This window comes from Hymenobacter koreensis (assembly GCF_039541855.1).
In the GTDB taxonomy this organism is placed as follows: domain Bacteria; phylum Bacteroidota; class Bacteroidia; order Cytophagales; family Hymenobacteraceae; genus Solirubrum; species Solirubrum koreensis.
This window is the reverse complement of the sequence record NZ_BAABHA010000013.1, coordinates 72,706-92,841: the sequence shown is the minus strand read 5'-3', so window position 1 is coordinate 92,841 and position 20,136 is coordinate 72,706. Positions and strand designations below refer to the sequence as shown.

Sequence of the window (20,136 nt, the reverse complement as noted above, 5' to 3'; positions counted from 1 at the left end):
GGACTTAGTTCAAGGAGGATATATCAAGCTGGAAGGTATTCAGTCGGCCTTCTTGTGCACTAAACTTGGGAGATAAGGAAAAGGTGACGCCATGGTAACGGGCAATTTCGCGCGAGATATACAGGCCTAGGCCCTTGCCGTCGCCCGGGGGTTTGGTGGTGAAGAAAGGCCAAAAAATCTCTTCTTGCTTGTCCTTGGGAATACCCGGCCCGTTATCTGTGAACAGTAAAGAGTTGGTAGATTTGTCTAACCTGACGGTTAGCTGCGCTGAAAAGGCAGGGCGTAATTTCTGCTCCATGTTGAGCCAATAAACCGAGTTGGCAATGCAGTTTTCCAAAATCTGAACGAACATGCCTGGCACGGCTTTAATGGTCCAAGGGCCATTGAAATCTGCTTCAACAGCCCATTGAATGTGGTGGCGGTTGAATTGTGATTCGTGAGCTGATACCGTGTCGTGGACTAGTTGGCGGAGGTCAAATTTGTCTTTGCGATTTCGTCCTGTTGGGCCTAGCGGGTCCAGTACTTTTAGCCGTGTTTGTAGTGTCTTTAGCTGCAACTGCAAGGTTTTTATCAAAGCACTGGCCCGGGCTGGTAGTTCGTTTTTATCGAAGGTGCCAAGTGTGGTTAGCGCGTGCTCCGTCGAACGATTGAGCTCGTGGGCAATGATGTCCACCATGAGGCCAAGTGCAGCTAGGTGCAGCGTTTCATCACGACGCTGCTCATAGGATTCAAATACGGTTCGAGCGTCGCTAAACAAGCGGCGGCTTTTACCAAAAGCCTCCCGGATGGCTTGCAGCGCCCCCTCCTCATCCTTTATTTCCGGGTGCTTGTGGACCAACAATTGCAGGTTTTCAGTCAGCTTACGCTCACTCGCCTCCAGGCGCACTTCCAAATCACTCAGATTAAGCGGCTGATTCGTTAAACGGTCTTTATCCACTTTGTCCAAGAAAGCTTTGAATTCAGACCACATGATGTACTGAAGCAGCCGTATCAAAGTGCTTTTCTCAGGACAGTCACGCAAGCCCTCCCGGTTGGTCTGGTCAAGCAAGGCCGGATTATCGAACGCAGAAATATCCACCTTACCAATTATCTGGCGCCGGTTGACTTTGTAGCCCTGAGCCCCCAGCGCCTTCTGGTCCAAACGCAGCCAGTCGTCATCGGGCCCCCCGTAGGGATTGACCCGGAACCCATCTCGAAATACCATCAAACCACCGGCCCACCGGCGAATAAGATTGCGGACATCCGTCACGGTGCCAATGCCGTCCATGGCTTCCACTACCGCCCGGTTGTACCAGTGAAAGCTAATGGCAAATGGACCCAGCGCCGTCAACTCTTCCGGGGTAGTGCCAGTGGTAGAAAGCAAGTGAGTACCAGCCAAGGCGAAGGTCTTTTGCTTGTTTGCCAGACGGTAATCAATGGAGCCGGTCAAACGGGCTTCTCCGTCAGTGAAGGAAAAGTTGGCCTCTACGTACGCGTGCGCCTTCTCGAACAGAATCCGTTCGATGTTTGGAATGACAATCGCGCTATCGTTAAACCAGAGCTTGATGAACGTGCGATTTTGTTTCGAAAACGGGTCCAAGAACTTACTTAGCTCTTCTCGGGCAATAGCTTCCAACTTCTCCCGGCTCCACGTGGCGTGTAGCTTGTACACCTTGATGGTCGTACCAGACTGTGCTGGGTCGGGCTTGGGTTTACCAATTGTTGGCTCAATGTCGATTGAATCTAAGAGTGCATCGGAATCATGCGAAAACCGCCCCCAATCGATGGCCAATTCATTGTAGTGAGCTTCACCGCGCTTGCTCGTCTCCACGAGAAGCCCTTCCCCTAAGCGCATCACCGACAGCCGCCCCAAGCCTTTCTCCCCAAGAATGGGCCGGGGAGTACCATCGGCGGTCAGTTCTGGAGGAGATGCGCGCTGGCGCCGCCGCGAACGAGTTCCAATAGTTAAATACACCTCGGACAGTTCTGCCAGCGACATGCCCTCTCCCCGGTCGCGAAACTCAAGGTAGTTGGCTTGTTCAAGAGTCGAGTGCAACTCCTCCAGCGACTCCGCATTACGAATAGCGAAAGCCAGTGCCGTGGCTTGAGTTGTAGTATATTGTAGACTGGCCAACATCTGTTGCTGGATAGCCGCGGCTTGCTCAATGGAAGCTTTTGCCTTCTGCAACGCAGCTATCTTGGTCAGAGCCCTGAGCAGTTCCTCCGGTGCAAAGTGGATAAATGCGTAGACATCAACCCGCGGAGAGCGCGCGTCAAAGGCGTTTTTAATCAACTCGTAGAATGCAACAGCATCAGAACTGATTAACTCAGCTCCGAGGTGTAACAGTGTACGTGCGGTAATTTTAAATGACATTACAGTTGCTTAACAAACTACACTTGCGGGGTAGCCACGACCGGAGTCATCATTTCCCATAGCACGTGGCTAGCCGCGGCCATGCCTACCTGGCCATGGTTCGTCAGTAAGTCGCGCAGTTGCTCTTGCAAGCCTTGCATTTCGATTACTTGCTCAGGGGCGAGGTGAATTACTTGGTCGCGTTCCTCGCCGTCGGGGTGGGTTAGTGCCACACGAACCGACTCTCCATCCTGCAAGGGTCCCAATTCATTAAATACCACGGCTTCTACTCGTAGAAACTGCGCGCTGAGCTTGTGGACTTCTTGTTCAAACTTGTACTCATCGGCATCACGCCATTTGGCCGGCGGCACCGCGCACACAAGGTTGCCCAATGATTCCAACCACTGCGTTTCCGCCAAGCTCGTGTCGGCCAAGCGCAAGCAGAAGCTCTTCAGCCGTGGCTCCGTAACGAAATTAGCCAACGCCTTGGCTCGCTTGGCCAGCGCCGGCCGGACCTGTTCAAAGCTACTGGTTTGCTGCAGTCCTTTCAGTAACTGCCTCCGAAGAGTTTCCAACAAATTGGGATAGGCCGCTCGTAGCTCGTCGACTGCCCCTTTCAACGCAGTGGCAAATTGCTCGATGCGGGAGAGCTGCGCTGGGTCGTCATGGGTGGCGTGAGCATCAATGGGTGGCAGTCCGCACGCTTTAGGCAAATCATGGAAAACTAGCTTCGCCGGGTCACCCGTTACCACGAGAATGGACCTGACTGCACGAGTTTTGGGCAGCAAGTGCGTCGTTTTAAGGGCGTAGTCCGGCAGCGTAGCGGTGAATACCAGCAGTGGTTTTACGACATCAAGCAAGTCCACCCGGTCGCTGTCCTTCGTGCGCAGCCCCAGCTCCTGAATCAAGCGCTGGAATAAGTCGTTGCGCACCCCCGTGATGGGATGATACTGTACTTCGAATGTCTCTGGCGCTTTTATTAGGCGCAGGAAGTTGGTACCCGTTACCCGCGGAATAAAAGAACCGTCCTCGTAAAAAGCCAATTCTTGTTCGTGAATCACCGCAAACACGGCCAACAGAAGGGGGCTTAATCCGTCTCGCACCCCGTAGGGAGCTTGGCGTAGCGCATCGAATACCACGGTAACCGGTACGCGTGCGTCGGGTTCCTCCAGCAATACCTCGTGGATGCGGCTCATTGCCGGCAGTACCCGGCAGTGCTCGTCGTCGTATTGCTGGTCGGGTAGAGTAACCACCCACCGATTTTCGCCCTCGACTTGCCGGTGTAGCCCCGCTTCCTGGAGCACCGACAAGTACATGGACATTTCCGGAGGGTGCTTTTCAGGGTCCATCCCAAGCAATGGCCGGTTGGCTGATTCGAACAGCTTCTCGCTTAGACGCAAACGCGCCGCTGCCCCAGCTGAAGACAGTATCCGGCGATTGATTAACTCATTATGAACGCGGGGAGATTCGTTGAAAACTTCGTCGCAAATCTTGGCCAACAGCGCCAGCACGTCGCGCCCCGAGTAGAGGTTAGGCACAACCCGCCCGCGGCGGTACCACGTCAAGTGCCCTTCCCCATCGGCGTTGAGCAGGCCAATGCCCGTTTGTAATTGCTTAGCCAACGCCTGCTGGGCCAACGCCAGCTTGCGAGAAACTTCCTCCCTGGCGTAACGGTCATGGCGGAGTTCTCCCACGGAGCGCTCTACCCATTCCCACTGTCGTAACTCATCCAGATAGGCCCCCAGCCCCCGCAACGGCTGAGGAACAGCTACTAATACGTCAGGCCGCTGGGATATTGCCGAATCGATGATAACCTTGCGAGCGGCGTTAACATCCGCTTTTGTCTCGCACAAGGGAACAATAATGTACCCATCCGCTTCAGAAGAGGTGTTCAGCTCACTGGCCAGGGAGGCGACGTCAACGTATTTCACTTCAAAGTACCGCAGGTTGCCCGTACTTATGTAGTGCCGTCGCGCTACAAGGGGCCTAATTTCTAGACGGTCCCGGATAAGAGCTGGCAAATTAGTTGCGGGTCCCAGTGCTTTTTGCGCTTCCTCACGTGCCGCATCCAGGTTAACGCTCGAAGTTGACCAAACACAGTAGCCGCCTCCTAAGCCCCGGTAATACAATAGGTGTAGCTCCTGCAAACGGTCAAGCGTTTGGTCCAGCTCTTCTGCGGCTTCCAGGGCCAAGGCCAGAACCTGCTTAGATGCTACCAGGTCACTGGTGTTCAATAAGTTAAGCAGGCCAATCGTTTTAAGCGCTTCTAGCTCCTGCTCCTGGTCACCCTGGTAGGAATTGACAATGCCGTCAATGGCCTTCCAGTGGTAACTAAGCGACGCCAGCCGGCCGCCAAACGCAGTGCGGGCGTAATCGTACAGATTGTGTAGTCGGAAGAATTTTTTGCCTTCCGTGCGTGCCGTGAAGTCTTGAAGGCCGTGCGGGTCGGAGCTGAGTAGAAACGAATACAGCGACCGTTCATTTTGCCCAAAGCTGGCAAATAATCGCACTAGGGGGGGCAATACCGTCGGATGCAGCGGATAAATGTAAGCCGCCATATCCAGCAACGGTTTGGTAGCAACGCCCACTCCATACCACCGCAATTTCAGCACGCCCTGCATGGCAACTCGGGCACGTTCCAGGGTTTGTTTCTTAACCTGCGTAAGCTGCGTATTCAGGGCATTGCCTACCAGTGCCGCAACTTGCTCAACGGGATGATACCAAGTAATCTCCTCGAAGCGGCCGGCTACCTTTTCCCATTCACGCTGCTGGTTTTTAGCCAAGCCTTCGGCGTAGGCGCTAACGCCTTGGTGCAAGAGCGCCAGCACAAACAGCGGGGCCTCGCCACTGCGCGCGGCCGCTTCGGCCAGTCCTTGCAACAAGAAGACGTCTTGCTGGTCGGGGCGTTCAGCGGCATATTCTAAAAACTTGCCAGCTTCGTCCAATACCAGTAATATCCCCCGGGCCTGATTTGTGGTAACTACATAGCGATGAACGCGCAGCACCCAATCTAACACCACTGCATCGGAATTTCCTTCGGCCAGAGTGCTGGCTGCTTGTACCTGCGCAAACAACCCTCCGTCAGTTACCAAGTTGCGCAAGGCTATTGCCAGCGCGCGAAGGATGGCCTGGCCCATGGGCTCCCGACTACCGGTCACCAACACCGGCAATAGGGCTGGGGAAGTAGCAAAGGGTAATTCTGGACCAACGTGGCGCAACTCTTTTTGTAGCGCCGGTGGAAGCTTGGTAATCGGCTGTGAGAACAGGGTAGCTGCAAACAGGGCGAACGACGACTTGCCTGAACCATAGTCGCCCGTGATGCGCCAGGCCCGCAGACTGGAGTTGGGGCGCAACCCTTGGGCTAAACGCACGAGGCTCTGGTGTGCATGCGGGGTGAGCGTATAGTTTTGTAGGGCCTCAGGGTCGTTCCAGTCGCGCTCCAAATGAGTGGAACGCAGGAACCGATGATGAATGGCAAATAAGCTGGTGGCGGCAGTCTTAGTCATGTTGTACCTCCTCTTCCGCTACAATGAGTTGGGCCGCTGCCAGAAGCTGGACCCTATGGTAGGCATCGCCCGGTTGTCCATAAATGCCCATTAACAGGCTTGCCTCCATTTCTTCATCTAAATCACGATGTTTCAGAATTTTAGGCAAAGCTGCCGAGTCACGGTATTCAAAAAACTCTTGCGAATCTTGGTGCAGTTTGTTTAGCCGGCTTTGCAGGTCCGGCTGCGATAATTTAAAAATTTGGCCCACGCTACCGGGCAGCGCGTGCACGTCACGAAAGGACAAGCTCTCCTCTTGTTGCCGGTGAGTGCGCCAAAAGTCGAACAAGCAATAGGCCAGTAGCGGGCCGGTAATGTCGGGTTTGCCATCCTGTCGAAATGCATAAATCGGCTCCCGCTTACCAGGTTCGGCCATGGCCCGCTCTCCGGCTGGCAGCAACAGCTGCAGTTCGGTTAACGGGCAATCCAAGCTCTCTTCTAAGATTTCATTGCCCTTGCGGGCGCGTACCGGCACGTAGGTGTGCAGAAAAATATCAAAGTGCTGTTCTTTGGTAAAGTCCGACAACGAACGGTCCATCCGGTCTGACTCAATGCCAAACGCTTCGATGACTTCCGTGCGGGAAAACTCAGGGTTGGGCCACTGGTTCAACAAAAAATACCAAGCAAAAAGCGGGTCGGCAACGATGGTTGATATCTTCCAGTGTAGCAGCCAAAGCGTCCGAACATCCTCTAAAAATGGGTCTTGGCCACCTTCGGGCTGAAAGATGGCGTGGCCAAAGGGAGTGATGAACAAGCCCCGCTCTTCGGGCCGTTGCTCGGCAATGCCAAAGGCCTGCACCCAGAACCGAATGGCTTTGACCATGTTTTTGCCCACGCCAAGCTGCACCATGGCGTGGTTGTCATCGGCAAAAAGCAAGGGGTTGTTGTGAATAGTCCGGTAAGCCTTCGGCAGCCAAGTGTAACGGCACGGGAAGCTTTCGTGACCAGAAAATCTAAAACGCATTATTTATATTTAGTCAACGGGTAGGCGTTGGATGGGTACCCCAAACAATGAAGGCTCGTTTGTTCTTTGAAAAACGTGCCTTCTTCCATCTTCAAAACTACACCTAATTAAGCAGGATTGCCGCCATGTTGCTTACTTGCCGAGATGATTTACCTAGACAACCATGCCACAACAGCCTGTGACCCGCGCGTAGTAGCAGCGATGATTCCCTTTTTCTCTGAGGGTTACGGCAATGCGTCGAGTCCACACGGGTTTGGCCAGGCGGCGGCCGCGGCCGTAGATGCTGCCCAGGCCCAGGTTGCAACACTGCTAGGAGGCGAGCCAGAAGAAATAGTGTTTACTTCAGGGGCTACGGAAAGCAACAACTTGGCGCTGCTGGGGGCGGCGCGTCGCCATGAGCAACGGGGAGGGACTAGACGCCGACTGGTGACTACCGCTATTGAGCACAAATCCGTGCTTGCTCCTTTGGAGCATTTGGCAGAACTAGGATGGGACTTGGTGTATCTGCCGATTGATGAGACCGGACGAGTGCGGTTGGACCAAGCTCGGGAACTGATTACCGAAGAAACATTGCTGGTTTCCGTGCAAGCAGCGAATTCCGAAATCGGTACCATCCAGCCAATAGCGGAGCTAGCCGAACTGGCTCATACTCGGGGTGCCCTGATGCATTGTGATGCCTCACAGGCCATTGGCAAAATAGCTCTGGGCGTAACGCAACTGGGAGTGGATTTGCTCTCGCTAAGTGGGCACAAGATGTACGGCCCCAAAGGCATTGGAGCGCTCTGGATTCGAGGAGGCGGCCTACAATTGCCACTGATTCCTCTGATGTACGGCGGTGGCCATGCTGGTGGACTACGGTCGGGCACCTTACCCGTGCCCCTTATTGTTGGGCTGGGAGTGGCAAGTGAGCTAGCAGCAGAGCAGCTAGCTTCCGAAAACCAGCGCACGGCCGCTCTGCGGGATGAATTTGAAAAGCACTTGTGCGAAGAGTTAGCGTCTATTGTCGTTAATGGAGCGCGAGAACAACGACTTCCCAACAATACCAGCCTTACTTTCACTGGATTGGATGCAGAAGCCTTGCTGGCTAATTTGCCGGAGGTAGTGGCCAGTACGGGCGCAGCTTGTGAGTCTGGAAGTGTAGAGCCTTCGCGGGTACTGCTAGCGATTGGCCTTAGCCGGGAGCATGCTTTTAGTACCGTTCGTTTTGGGCTGGGGCGGTTCACAACGGCCGAAGAAATGCGGACAGCAGCCGGACTGCTCATTGCCGCTTATTGGCAACTTGCCTTGCTGCTTGCCTAATTGCCTTAGCCACGGGTGCCGTACTCAAACCCATGAGCAAACCCTAGGTTCTGCGCGGTTTGAAGGCGTGGAGCGATTTGCTGGTGCAACTCAGCCCGGAAAGTAGGGTAAGGCATTTGTTGAATTGCCGCTAGGTCTTGCGCAAACAGGAGGTGATAATCCTCCAACAGCTTGTTGTGCCCTTTGTCGGTGTGAAAGTGGAACGCGTCGAACTGCAGTTGAGCGAAGGGCTCGAAGTATCTGTCCAAGCAGGGTAAACAGTTGCTCTTGGCTGAATTTACGCTCTTAGGCGTTGGAATAATGTTCCACAGCTGATCGTGGGCCACAAAAGACCAGGGCAGGAAGTGGTCTAGGCTTAGATTACTGGTCGTCACAATTTGACCCGAGTAAATGCAGGTCAACTCTGCGTGGGCCGTTAAATATCCCTTCCAGAACCGGTTGGCGACGGTCAAATCCCTTAGGCCCGGCTTTTCTAGCTTTTCTGTCAGGCCAGTGACGTTGGGGTTGTTCTTTTGTAGGAAGCGCACCAAATGCCAGTAAGTGAACCCGCGCAGAATAGCTTGGTGCTGTTGGAAATACTGCAGCCAAGCGTCGTGCATTACGATGCTGTCCCCGTCAAACCAGTAAGGGGCCCGGGTAGAAGCGTTAGCAGCCGCTATGACTAGTGCGTTGACTTTGGGATCATGCAGGCCACGGGCTTCCGAAGCAAACATGGGCCGGATAAAGCGATAAGGAACCCACTTAATCAGCTTTTTAACCAAATGCTCGAGCTCTAACTGCTGGGGCGGAGGCAAGGACAATAGCTGGCTAAGGAGCGCAGGCGCATTGGGCGCATTGTCTACGACAATGTGTTGGGAAACAAACACGGCGATAGGTTTGAAGCTATCGCGGCTTCCAAACGAGAGTTTAAAGTAATCTAGTGGATACCATACATTGGCCAGCATGCGCATGGAGAGGTCCCGCATGGACATCCGCGGGTTACCCGTATCGCGTAAGCAGTCAAGGATGGCCAGCAGCCAATAGAATTTGTAGGAATTAGTCGTATCGGCAAAGACGGCTGACAAAGCAGCTACGTTCACAGTGTCGCTCTGGGGTAACTGTTGCATTATATTCAATTATGTTGCTTGAATATATAGTGTTTGCCGACCCATTTTATAACAAGGCCTCAATACTCGACCCTTATTCCAGATACTAGCCAGCGCGTAGCATCTCTCTGCACTGCACAGGCCGGCTGTCGGGGCTTGCATGTCATGCGTAATGTAGCTCTGGGTTTAACTTGTTTACCTGCGCCGTGAAGCCCAACGCGCCTAGAAGCGTGAAGGGCGAGTGGGCTGGAGAGCCGGTGAGGTCAGTTGCCCTACTTGTTTGTATTAGCCATGCGTGCGTCGTGAAGTAAGTAAGCATCATCTCTTCGGTGCTGACTTCACTTAGTTGGCAGCCAACGGCTTTGCTAGGCACTAGGACCAAGTAAGCTTATTGTTTTGCGGGGTACATCGGTAACGTAAATGGCGTCCCTGTTTCAAAGTGATTCTCAATTGCTTCCTGAAGTACCGATGCCGTAAGGCCTTTAATCTTGTGTCTACGGCTCAGATGCGCAGTAACCCAATCATAAAGGCGAAACATCTGCCATACTGGATAACCTTGGCGATAACAAAGCTCAGCATACAGCTCAATATCTGCAATTGTTACCTTCTGGTTATCAAATGATAATTCACATGAATACCATATATTATAAATTAAGGAACTCATAATATCGAGGTGCATGAGAGGCAGGCCATCGTTCGCCATGTCCCTTTTACCGTTTAAGTACTGGTCTAATAATGGTTTAACCATGTCCTGCCTTAACTGCTCACTGAAGGCCTCAAGAAGATTGCTATATGGAGTAAAGCTGACGAGGATCGATATGCCAACCACTTTTCTTATTAAACGAATACATTCTGCAGCAGGTAATGGGTTAACCTCTATATGAAAGACACGGGCACACTCTTCTCCGACATCGATAAGGCCACTTTCGAGTAATTCTGAAGATAATATGCTTTCAACCGGCTCATTCGGAATGTAGTCGAGCAGGAGGTAGCCTAACTCACCTAAGCTGGTTCCGATGTGAATTGAAGCCTGTATATCGTAGAAGCGAATAGAGGCCTCAGTGTAGGCTTCACAGGCTTTCTCGTGCTCACCCAAATCCGAGTAACAGTTTCCCATTTGATTTAAGACAGAGCCATAGTTGACGTTATCTTTTGTCTTGAACATCAGGGAAAGCGCCCTTTGATACATTTCTAATGCATCTGTCTGCCGAAGTGTTTTTTCGTATGTGAAAGCCAAGTCCATAAGTGACAGCGCGAGCATTCGTTCATCCCCATAAGTTCCGTGTTTCTCCTTTTCAGTGGAATTGCGTGTCCGGGCAGGCCGTGGTTGCTCAAAATATGCGCTAGCTTCGATGTAGTGTTGTTCGGCCTCTTGGAGATGACCTTCGTGTTTGGCCAACAGCCCGCGCGCCATTGCGGCGTTGCCCAGTAGACCTACGTCGGTTGAGCCATTGGCAAGATGCGTAATCTCCGACACGACTTGCTGGACTTGGTCACTGTGCCTGCCATGCATTGCGAGGCTAATCAGCTGTAGTAAAAGTTCAGAAGCCAGAAAGAGATTGCCCGATTGTACAGCTGCTGCGGCACCTACCCGCATGATCTCGATTCCCCGCCCTGTAAGTCCACTTAAGAAACAGAAAGTCTGGACAGCAGATGCTATTGCAACTATCGGTTGTAGAAATTCGGGATTAACTTTTGAGTGTTTCGCTGACTCATCGAATATGTAATTAAAATTTAAAAATTCTTGATTAAATCGTATGAAGCCAGTCCGTACATCACCTCGTTGAGTATGAGTTTCTTCTATAGCAACTGCCTGAATAGCAAGGTCATTTGCCAGTTCTAAAAATAAGGCGTTCGCAGTGTCTACATCATCTTTGTACTGCTGTTGTATATAAGCGCGGATCGGTGATAAAGCGAGCAGACGTTGCCCAGGCGCCCAATCAGAATCAAAGTATATCAAATTCCACCTTGATAGCCCGGCTGTGGCGGCTTGGCTGTCCCTTAACCCATACGCATAGGGGCGCTCGAGCATAACTGCGAGGCATCCAGCTGGGCAATGAGAAACCAGGAACAGAACGTTACGTTCTTCTTGACAAAGTGCCTCATATGCTACAGCGAGACATACTTCCAACGATGTCGCCTTGGTTTGCTGCTTACGAGTTGGATTAATTAAGGCTGCCGCCCCATATTTTTCCACTCGCTCTCCTACTACCCGCGCTGACTTAAAAAAGCGGAGTAAACCTTCAATTATCTTGATGGTAAGGGGATGACCATCCGAGAAAGCCAGAAGTCTGAGAATGGCATTTGCATCATCATTGGAGTTGTGCGGATGGGTGCTAATAAGGGCTTTTAGCAAATCAGCACTTGAGGTTTCACTTAATGGTTGAAGGCTAATGATAAAATCAGGTTCTATACTGAGAAGCTCGACTTGCGAAGTAAAAAGGAGTTTTGTTAAGCGCGTTCGTGAAATCAGATGTGAGAAGAAGTCCTCAAGTTCTTCTAGAAGTGCAGGTGCAACAGCTTCTACGCCATCAAGGGCCATCAGCCCAACCGCTTCATCCATCACCTCTGTTAGAGATGACGTTGGCTGTATTCCATGCGAGGTTAGAGCTGACCAGATACGCAGTTTAAGATCGGCTATCGTTGTAATCGTTTCTATTTCAAGCCACACGACTTTAGAGGCAGTGCTTTTTTGAAATTGACCCAAGGCGTTAAGGGCTAATTGGGTTTTACCAATTCCCGCAGGCCCCTGAATACACAATATGCGTTTATGTTTAATTGCATCCACCAGGCTGCTTACCTCTGAATCGCGGCCAATAAAAGTAGGAGACGGCGTGGGAATAAAGGAGCCAGCCGTTGGCCACGTTTGCAGCCTTCGTGCTGACCGTTCCTGGAGTTGCTCAATCAGTTTGTCCTTCAACGCGCGGATCTCATCCGGAGGAAGAATACGTGTATCATCAAACTCTGAGTGACACTGCGAGCAGAGGCGGATCAGATTATGGTGATGATGAGATAAGCTCGTTGCATACGGCTCTATGTGAGCTGTTTCAAGCTTAAATCCCTCCCCGCATCGTGCGCATTTTCCGCCGCACTCTACGCCGAGGTATTGAACAATGTAGTCTGGAATCCCTGGCCGCGGGTGCGCGCTAACGGACCAAGGTTCTCTTAAATAAGCATCAAAGGCTTCTAAATCGCCTCGACGGAACAATGTCTGGCCATTTTTCTCCACGGTAACTAACCGCCTGTTATGTCCTTTCTTGGGAGCATTCCTGACATATGCAGCGAGTAGTTCAGGCGTGATTCGGAGGAAATAGGCTGCTGCTGACAAATCAAGCAAGCGCTCATCATTATTCATGATACTCATATGGTCAACCTAACAGCATCGGTGCTAATGGTCTTGTAGCTGCTTTCTGCAACCAGCTAGGACGTTGAGGAGCGCTGGCTATAACTAGCCGACATCACGATGTAACGCCCAGTATCCGCCCTGCAGATGCTGCTCTTCGGGGAGCGCAGCTAGGAACTCCAGCTGCGACTGATGGTAATTATTAAGTGGGTGCCGGGGCTGGAGCAGGTTTTCAATACCTTATATAATAGGTGCGCCAAGTTACAAACCCAATGAGTGCGCCGCGTTGTAGGCGATGATGTCTTCGAGCCGGGAATAGCGGCTAATCATGGCATCCGTTTTCTGCTTGGTCTGGTTCTTAATGAATTCGTTGGATTGGCCGTTGAGTTTGGCCGTGGTGATGAAGGATGCGCGTAGCGAGTGCGCAGAGTACTTCTCGCCCAGGTGCTCTTTCACCAGCAAGTTTACCCGTCGGTCCGACAGCCGCCGGCGCGATGGCGTGCCCACTTCCCCGGTTTTGCCCCGTGCGAGCGAGACGAACACGGGCCCCTCAGTGCGGCCACCCAGCAACTCCACCCAGGCCTTGTAGGCCCGAATGGGGCAAAACAGCGGATTGGAAGCGTAAAACACGGCTTTCTGTTCCAGCTCGCCCGTTTGGTTGGTTTTGCTTTTGGGCAGCGTCAGGACGAGAGCCGCGTCCGTTAATTCAATATCTTCCAGATTCAGCGCTATCAACTCAGAGCGGCGGAAGGCGCCTGTGAAGCCTATTAATAGGAGTGCGCGCGCGCGTACGCCTTCGGGCCGGGTTAAGTCAAGCTCGCTGATGCATTTCTTCAGGTGCGTCACCGAAAAGGCCGGGGCCTGTTTCTGCTTTTTGCCCACGGCCCGGGCCACACCTTTACGCAGCACGTCCAGCGCCGGCGCGCTCATGGCCGAGGGAAGCCCCAGCAGCTGGTGGTTTTTCTCGATAGCGGCCAGGTGCCGGTTGATGGTGGCCAGCTTGCGCGGGATGTCGGCCAGATGGGCGACGTAGCTGGCAAGCGTAGCCACGTCGGCTGGCCAGGTTGTAAAGTCGTGCGCAGCGCAGAAGGCTTCGTAGCTGCGTAAGTCGGCCGAATACGCCAAGCGGGTATTCTCGGCTCCTTCCAGACCCATGGTCAGGTAGCGACCGACGTTGGGTGCTACTTGTCCAGCCAGGTCGTTGGCCAGCGCCAGGGCCGGCAAGTCAGCGGTGACCGCCGGTAGATTCTTTTTTCCCTTTTGTGCCATTTATGAGTTTGCAATTGCAAACTGTGGGGTTGCAAACGCTAGCCAAATATACAGTAAACTTAGGTCCGATAATGAACAGTTATGGAACCTAAGTTTGAATAAGTGCCGCGAGAGTGTTTAGGTATCATAAGTAACAATTATGATGTCTAAACTCAGCGTTTCACACAAGTGCCTTTCTGCTCAGTCCGGCCGTTTCGGAGCCCACCCATGCAATGCGTACTTTTAAGGCATGGAATTATCGCTGCTCGATAAAATTAAGCGTTTGGTTATTATTGCCATGGTGGCCGACGACGAGCTCATGGAAAAGCTCGTGCTCAAAGGCGGCAACGCCATTAGCATTGCCTACGAGGTGGGTAACCGCGGCTCGGCCGACCTCGATTTTTCCATGGCCGACGATTTTGAGGACCTGGAGGCCACGTTCGTCACCATTGAAAGGTCCTTGGTAACGGTATTTGCCGAGGAGGGCCTGCACGCGTTCGACGTGCGCTGGCAGCAGCGGCCCAGCAAGCTCGCCGAGCACCTGAAATCATTCTGGGGCGGCTACCTGCTGGAGTTCAAGCTCACGCCGGTCGCCCAGGCTCGCCAGCACGCGGGCGATTTGGCCGGCCTGCGGCGCAACTCGCTTACGTTTGACGCGCAGCAGAACCGCAAGTTCACGGTCGACATCAGCCCCTTCGAATACTGCGAGCTAAAGGTCGAGAAAACCCTCAACGGCTACACCTATTACGTGTACCCGCCCCAACTCGTCGTCTTTGAGAAGCTCCGGGCCATCTGTCAGCAGATACCCGATTACAGCGCGATTGTGGGCGGGCATAAGTCGGTTGGCCGGGCCCGGGATTTCTACGACATCTACACCCTCGCCCACGAGTTTACCATTGACTCGACCAGTGACGCCGCCCTGGAGGCCCTGCGGCAGGTGTTCGGTGCCAAGCGCGTACCTGAGTCTTACCTGGCAACCATCGCCGAGTACCGCGAGTTGCACCGCGCCGATTACAAGTCTGTGGAAGCAAACGTGACGGCCGGCACCCAACTGCTGGGCTTTGATGCGTACTTCGACTACGTCGTCACCAACTTCAGCCACCTGCTGGAGCCCTCGGCAACCAGCCCGGCCGCTACGGCCTAGAAATGTGCCGGATAATACACCCGCCACTGGGCATCGTAGGCCGGGTTGACTAGTTGGTGCGCCAGGTAGAAGTCCAGGGTTGCCGGCTGAAACTTGCGCACGAGCTGCAGCTGCGAGGCCTTGTAGGTACCGGCCCGCTCCAGGTAGAGTCCCACCGCCTGGTGGTACGGGTAGCGGTAGTTGAGCTTGGTCAGTAGCCCCAGGAGCCGGTTAATGGAAACGCGGCCCGCGGCCAGCCGGTAGGCCTCCTGCACCTGGTAGATGCCCCCGGCGTATTCGGGCCGCACCGTCACGTCCAGCAGCGTCCGCTCCAGCCCGGTCAGGGTTACCCGGCCGGCGGCGAAGTGCTCCTGCGTGACCACCCCGAGTTGACCCGTGAATTTGCTATGCAGCTGCACAAAGGCATAGTCGCCGTAGTACGCGCTGGGCAGCGTGAGCTTCGCGGGGCGGGCGTAGGCCGCCGTCAGCTCGGCCTGGGTCAGCTCGGGCAGCGAAACCGGCTGCCGGGCACTCTGCTCCTGATTGACAAAAATCTGTTTGGGAATCTGTTCGGTTAGGCCGTGTAGGTAGAGCGCAGTGTAGTGCGACAGGTAAGCGCGTGGCACTAGGTGACTGCCCAGCTCAAAGGCAGTTACTTCGCCCCAAGTGTAATAGGTTTTGGTCTGACCACCCGCCTGGACAACTACCGGCCGCAATGGCGTAGCATCCAGCATCAGGTCGAGAAAATCTCGCACCCGGGTGCCGGCGGCCAGGCGCCAGCCCTCCCGTTGCTGGGCCAGCAACTGCTCTAACTCCCGTTCCCGGTATACGCGCTGTTCCCGCTGGCTAAAAAAGGCCATTATATCCTTTTTCGCAATCTGAAAGCGCGTTTTGTTGGCCATTTTGAAAATATTCAAGGTGCCTAAGGTACTAGTACCTTAGGCACTCAGGCAAAGTTACAAGCTATTTTTGACAAAGTCAAGTTATGAGGGAGTATCGAGGACGTTTTCGCTGCAACCAGTTCAGATTTATTTCGTACCTTAGCAGGTACTAGTACCTGCTAAGGTCAAAGCTAAATTGGCTATTCAGGTCATTGACCGTAATCCAGTACCCGCCAATTATTCCGCAGCCGGCCTTGGGTTTAAGGCAAAGGAAGTCTTTAAGGTTAAGACCAGGGTAAACCTTACAACAGCACCTTTTTTATGTTTACTGCTCAGCCAATGTGCTCACAATGGGCTCATCATGCCCGGGGTGGATTTCGCAAAAGCGGTTTTCCAGCACGCAGGGCCTCTTTCTAGCGCGGGGGCGTACGATGGCAATGGGCTCAGCAAGGGCTCACTGGGCACGGGGCTGCGTCGCTTCTGCCAGAAGCCAGCCATTGAAACAGAGAGGGGCGCCCCAGTAATAAGTCATTCTACAGCCCAGCGGCAGCGCGCTGTTGTTGCTCAAAGGCCCAGTCCTCGGGTGAGAGGATGGCCTGCATGAAAGCGGAGTAGCCCACGTCGCGCCGCTCCAGCGCATGCCGACGCAGGGCCAGGCTGGACTTAGCGCCCGCAAAGCCGCCCTGCTCCATGGCCTGCCGAAAGCGCTCGGGCAATCCTTGCAGCCAGTGCTGGTAATCATCTTCCGTTACTTCCCCGTCGGCCAGTTGCTGGTAACGGTACGTGGCGTTGCCCAGGCGGAACAGCCGGGCCATCTCGGCCCGCTGGCTTTCGGGCAGCTGCTGCAAGGCCTGCAGCTGGGCCTGGTGGTGCTTGTCGAGGGGGTGGCGTGGCTGGAGCAGCTCTTCCATGATTATTCAGCCAGTCCCTGCCGGGCAAAGGTGGATAAGGCGTGGTTGTTTTCGTACAGTAAACCTGCCCGTTTACCGGCATTGAAGTTCGGATTATTGCCACGCATCACCTGCCAGACGTTGGCGTAGGATACGCGGACCGACGAGCGGGGCTGCTGGCTGCCGGGCTGGAGCAGTACCTCGCAGGTAAAGCCTTCAGCACCGATTTGCAGATTCCACACCGTGCTCTGGTGCAGGTGCAGGGTGCCGAGCATGACCGGGCCGCTCTCCGATTCAAAGTAGGTTGTGCACACCATAAAGTGATGCTGCGGGTCCGATAGGTCGGTTTGCAGCTGCTGCAGTACCGTTTCTAAGGCATGGGGAGCACGAGGCATAGCGGGGTGGTCAGGGCTGGTTCATTGTCCACGGGGACGGGTAATGCTCACGGTGCACCCGCTCGTTGTAATACACGGCGTCCACGGGCAGAAAGGTAAGCGTTTCGCCCACTGACTGCCCGGACGGCACGACTTTGCGCAGGAGTTGGTAAAGCTGCCCGAAGGGAATGGTTGCGCGGAAGCGGTCAGTCCAGGAACCCGGCGCGTGGGGCTCGTCGTCTTCCGGGTAGCGCACCAGCGCCGTGTCGAAGGCCAGGAAATCACTCCCAACTTCCAGGTTGGCTACCTCGCCGTGGTGCAAGGAAAAGACGCCCGGATAGTGCCGGCGCCGCGGGTGGTTGTCGCGGTCGTAATAGTGCGCGCCCAGCAAGTAGTATACGGTTGGGTCGTTCAGGTCCCGCGCAACCTGCTTCAGCAGCTCAGGCAAGTCAGTAGCAGCAGTCAAGGGCATACGGCGCGGAGTAAGGGCAAGACATTGCGTCAAATCTAGTGGATGCCTCAAAGTCTGCATGATTCATTGGACTGGCCACCGTAGCTGACCAATGGAGTTCGGGATGGTGCTGAATAACACATTTTATTGCTTGTTATTCTAAATCAGCGAGTTGATTTGTTAAGCGCAAAGTTTTTAATCAAAAAAACTTTGCGCTTCGTTTGATGATGTATCTTCCCTTTTCGTTTACCAGCCATGGCCCGTTCTCGCACTTCTCCTACTCAGCAGCGCTTGCTGCGGCGTCTGCAGCAGCTGACGCCGGGGCAGATTGTGCGCTTCACAGACTTCGAGCAACTGGGCTTGAGCGCGCCCTCCGTGGCCTCGGCGTTGAACCGGCTGACCCGCACGGGGCAGGTGCAGCGCGTGGCCAAGGGCCGCTACCGGGTGGCCCCGACCGGCCGCTTTGGGCCCGTACCACCCAGCGAGCAGCAGGTACTGGAATCCTTGCTGCAGGCCCCGGCCACCGGAGGCTTGGACTACCCCACCGGCGCGGCCATCTTCAACCGGCTCGGGCTGACGACCCAGGTGCCGCGGGAAATTGAGATTGCCACGCCCCGGCCCAAGCCCGCCAGGCAAATCGGGACGGTGCGCGTGCGCTACGTGCGCAATTCTGGCGCCGGCCGCCCGGAAGAAGTAGCGCTGCGGCAGTTGCTCGACGCGCTGCGCCGCATCAAGCGCGTGCCCGACGCCCGGCCGGCCAAACTAATTGTCCAGCTGCGGGAAAAGGTGCGCAAGTTGCCGCTCGCCGACAAACGCCGCCTGGTGGCCCTAGCGCTGACCTACAACCCCGCTACCCGCGCCCTGCTGGGCGCCCTGCTGGAACAAATCGGCGAGCAGGCCCTCACGCCGGCGCTACGCCAAAGCCTGAACCCCTTGACCATTTACCGCCTCGGCTTGTCCGCGGCCGACTTACCCAACCGCGACCTGTGGCGAATCCAATGACGTTGCACCGCCAGCCCGACGTGTTCGGCGAGGCCATTTTGCTGACCGCCACCGAAACGGGGCTGAGCCAGGCCCTGATTGAGAAAGACTACTGGGTGACGTGGGTGCTGCGCAACTTGGCCGAGTCGCCCGTGGCGGGCGAGGTCGTATTTAAAGGTGGCACGTCCCTTTCGAAAGCGTACCGACTTATTGACCGTTTCTCAGAAGATGTGGACCTGGCCGTGCTGCTGGGCGGACGCACCGGCGCCGCAGTGCGGACCCTCATTCGGCAGGTGCACCACGCGGCTGTAGGGGTAGGAACGGCGGAAGAGCTGCCGGAAGTGCCGGGCAACAACAAGCTGGGGCAGATTCGGCGCGTGTACCACCGCTACCCCCGCACGTTCCCGCACACCTCCACCGTGGCCGGCGAAAACATTCTGCTGGAGATAACCGCTTTTGGCGAACCCCACCCCGTGGTGCGGCTGCCGCTGAACTGCTACATCGCTGATGTGTTTGCGGCGCGGGGGCTGGCGGCGGAACTGGACGAGTTCGGGCTGCACTCCTTCGACTTCAATGTGCTCAGCCTGGGACGCACCTTTGCCGAGAAAATCATGGCCCTGGTGCGGGCGTCCTACGAGCCCGACCCGGCCGTGGACGTGAGCGCCAAGGTGCGGCACCTCTACGACCTGCACAAGCTGGCCGGCCACGCCGAGGTAGCGGCACTGCTGCCCGGCGAAGACTTGTTTGCGCTGCTGCGCGCCGTGCAGGCCGATGATGTCACCGCCGGCGTAAAGGGCCCCACCCACGAGTGGAAAAGCCGGCCCCTGAGCGAGTGCTGGGCCTACCAGAGCGAGGCAGTAAATCTGGAGCAGGCCCGCCGGGCCTATGAGCGCGAGCTCCCGGAACTGCTGCACCAGCCGGCACCAGAATTTGACCAGGTGATGCACACCATGCGGGGAATCGCGGCCCGGTTGGTTGCATTTGACCAACAGTGAGAAAGCCGGATTTCGCCGGGTAATCAGACTAAACTGGGCGAACCGGAAGGCGTAAAAAAACAAAACCGGGGCATGACAAAACCGGTTAAGTGCCCATGAAGAGCCCGGAGGCCATTTTTTCAGGCTTATTCTTTAGTTTTGCCCCGCTTACCGACTGCCGAACATGCTGTCCCTAAAATCTTCTGATTTGCACCGTTGTCCTTCGTCAGCAGACCTCACTGCGGACTGGCTGCGCTGGGCGCAACGGCAGCCTCTGCCCATCCAGCAGCGTCCAGCATTGTTTGTGGGCTCTCTGGAATAACACATTCCACTTCCTGTAATCAGCAAAATGCAGCGCCTTAGTGGCTCCTGCGCTGATGAGCTGTTTCCTGCCCAGTCCAAATCCGCGGCTGCAGGCAGGGCGTTTCCCATTCTTTCCGTTGACATTTTCTATGGCTGCGATTCCTTATCGCCGCTTTTCCAGCATTTGCCCTACCGTGCAGAAGCTGGTCATTCGGCTCATTCAAGAAGAATTCACCCCTTACCTATCCCTTTCCGCTGACGTTTCCGAAGCTGCCTGGGCCCGTGCTGTAGCGCTGGCTGACCCCACCTTCTTGTATTGCACGGCCGCCGAGCCCACTGTGCG

At 54.9% G+C, this 20,136-nt stretch carries 14 protein-coding genes; 4 read left to right on the top strand and 10 right to left on the bottom strand.

The features are described 5' to 3' along the window. Positions 1–4 precede the first annotated feature (4 nt). From ABD903_RS18330 to ABD903_RS18320, 3 genes are read right to left on the bottom strand one after another with little or no spacing between them, the layout of a single operon-like run. Entirely contained in the window at positions 5–2,353 is a 2,349-nt protein-coding gene (locus tag ABD903_RS18330) for a sensor histidine kinase (protein ID WP_345226748.1), read from the bottom strand. 17 nt (positions 2,354–2,370) lie between these two features. After that, positions 2,371–5,838 (bottom strand): hypothetical protein, encoded by a 3,468-nt coding sequence (locus ABD903_RS18325; RefSeq protein WP_345226746.1) that lies wholly within the window; start codon positions 5,836–5,838, stop codon positions 2,371–2,373. Further along, positions 5,831–6,841 (bottom strand): DUF4007 family protein, encoded by a 1,011-nt coding sequence (locus ABD903_RS18320; protein ID WP_345226745.1) that lies wholly within the window; start codon positions 6,839–6,841, stop codon positions 5,831–5,833. The genes ABD903_RS18325 and ABD903_RS18320 overlap by 8 nt, the downstream gene beginning before the upstream one ends. 144 nt (positions 6,842–6,985) lie before the next feature. Here ABD903_RS18320 and ABD903_RS18315 point away from each other — a divergent pair, with 144 nt between their 5' ends. Continuing rightward, positions 6,986–8,140: a cysteine desulfurase family protein gene (locus tag ABD903_RS18315; protein ID WP_345226744.1), complete on the top strand. Its 1,155-nt coding sequence runs from the start codon at positions 6,986–6,988 to the stop codon at positions 8,138–8,140. Between the two features lie 5 nt (positions 8,141–8,145). Here ABD903_RS18315 and ABD903_RS18310 read toward each other — a convergent pair whose 3' ends face one another. The 3 genes from ABD903_RS18310 to ABD903_RS18300 form a co-directional block, all read right to left on the bottom strand. Next, positions 8,146–9,219 carry an HNH endonuclease domain-containing protein gene (locus ABD903_RS18310; protein WP_345226742.1) on the bottom strand — a complete coding sequence of 358 codons (1,074 nt, stop codon included), beginning with the start codon at positions 9,217–9,219 and terminating at the stop codon, positions 8,146–8,148. A gap of 394 nt (positions 9,220–9,613) precedes the next feature. After that, a complete protein-coding gene (locus ABD903_RS18305; protein ID WP_345226740.1) occupies positions 9,614–12,589 on the bottom strand; it encodes a tetratricopeptide repeat protein in 2,976 nt (991 codons plus the stop codon). Positions 12,590–12,829: 240 nt separating this feature from the next. Then, positions 12,830–13,837 (bottom strand): site-specific integrase, encoded by a 1,008-nt coding sequence (locus tag ABD903_RS18300; protein WP_345226739.1) that lies wholly within the window; start codon positions 13,835–13,837, stop codon positions 12,830–12,832. 229 nt (positions 13,838–14,066) lie between these two features. Between ABD903_RS18300 and ABD903_RS18295 the strand changes: the two genes are divergently transcribed. Further along, the gene (locus ABD903_RS18295; protein ID WP_345226737.1) at positions 14,067–14,960 is read left to right on the top strand and encodes a nucleotidyl transferase AbiEii/AbiGii toxin family protein; all 894 of its coding nucleotides are present in this window, start codon (positions 14,067–14,069) and stop codon (positions 14,958–14,960) included. On the opposite strand, the gene ABD903_RS18290 is transcribed toward ABD903_RS18295, so the two are convergent. The 4 genes from ABD903_RS18290 to ABD903_RS18275 all read right to left on the bottom strand — a co-directional run bounded on the left by ABD903_RS18290 (position 14,957) and on the right by ABD903_RS18275 (position 17,556). Beyond that, the gene (locus tag ABD903_RS18290) at positions 14,957–15,841 is read right to left on the bottom strand and encodes a type IV toxin-antitoxin system AbiEi family antitoxin domain-containing protein (protein WP_345226734.1); all 885 of its coding nucleotides are present in this window, start codon (positions 15,839–15,841) and stop codon (positions 14,957–14,959) included. The genes ABD903_RS18295 and ABD903_RS18290 overlap by 4 nt on opposite strands. 512 nt (positions 15,842–16,353) lie before the next feature. Further along, on the bottom strand, positions 16,354–16,731 hold the full coding sequence (locus tag ABD903_RS18285) for a hypothetical protein (protein ID WP_345226732.1): 378 nt from the start codon (positions 16,729–16,731) through the stop codon (positions 16,354–16,356). Between the two features lie 2 nt (positions 16,732–16,733). Beyond that, complete coding sequence (locus ABD903_RS18280; protein ID WP_345226730.1) at positions 16,734–17,105, bottom strand: hypothetical protein; 372 nt, start codon at positions 17,103–17,105, stop codon at positions 16,734–16,736. 10 nt (positions 17,106–17,115) lie between these two features. Next, complete coding sequence (locus ABD903_RS18275) at positions 17,116–17,556, bottom strand: hypothetical protein (protein ID WP_345226728.1); 441 nt, start codon at positions 17,554–17,556, stop codon at positions 17,116–17,118. A gap of 234 nt (positions 17,557–17,790) precedes the next feature. Between ABD903_RS18275 and ABD903_RS18270 the strand changes: the two genes are divergently transcribed. Both ABD903_RS18270 and ABD903_RS18265 read left to right on the top strand, forming a co-directional pair. After that, entirely contained in the window at positions 17,791–18,537 is a 747-nt protein-coding gene (locus ABD903_RS18270; RefSeq protein ID WP_345226726.1) for a type IV toxin-antitoxin system AbiEi family antitoxin domain-containing protein, read from the top strand. Next, complete coding sequence (locus ABD903_RS18265) at positions 18,534–19,511, top strand: nucleotidyl transferase AbiEii/AbiGii toxin family protein (RefSeq protein ID WP_345226724.1); 978 nt, start codon at positions 18,534–18,536, stop codon at positions 19,509–19,511. The genes ABD903_RS18270 and ABD903_RS18265 overlap by 4 nt, the downstream gene beginning before the upstream one ends. Positions 19,512–20,136 lie beyond the last annotated feature (625 nt).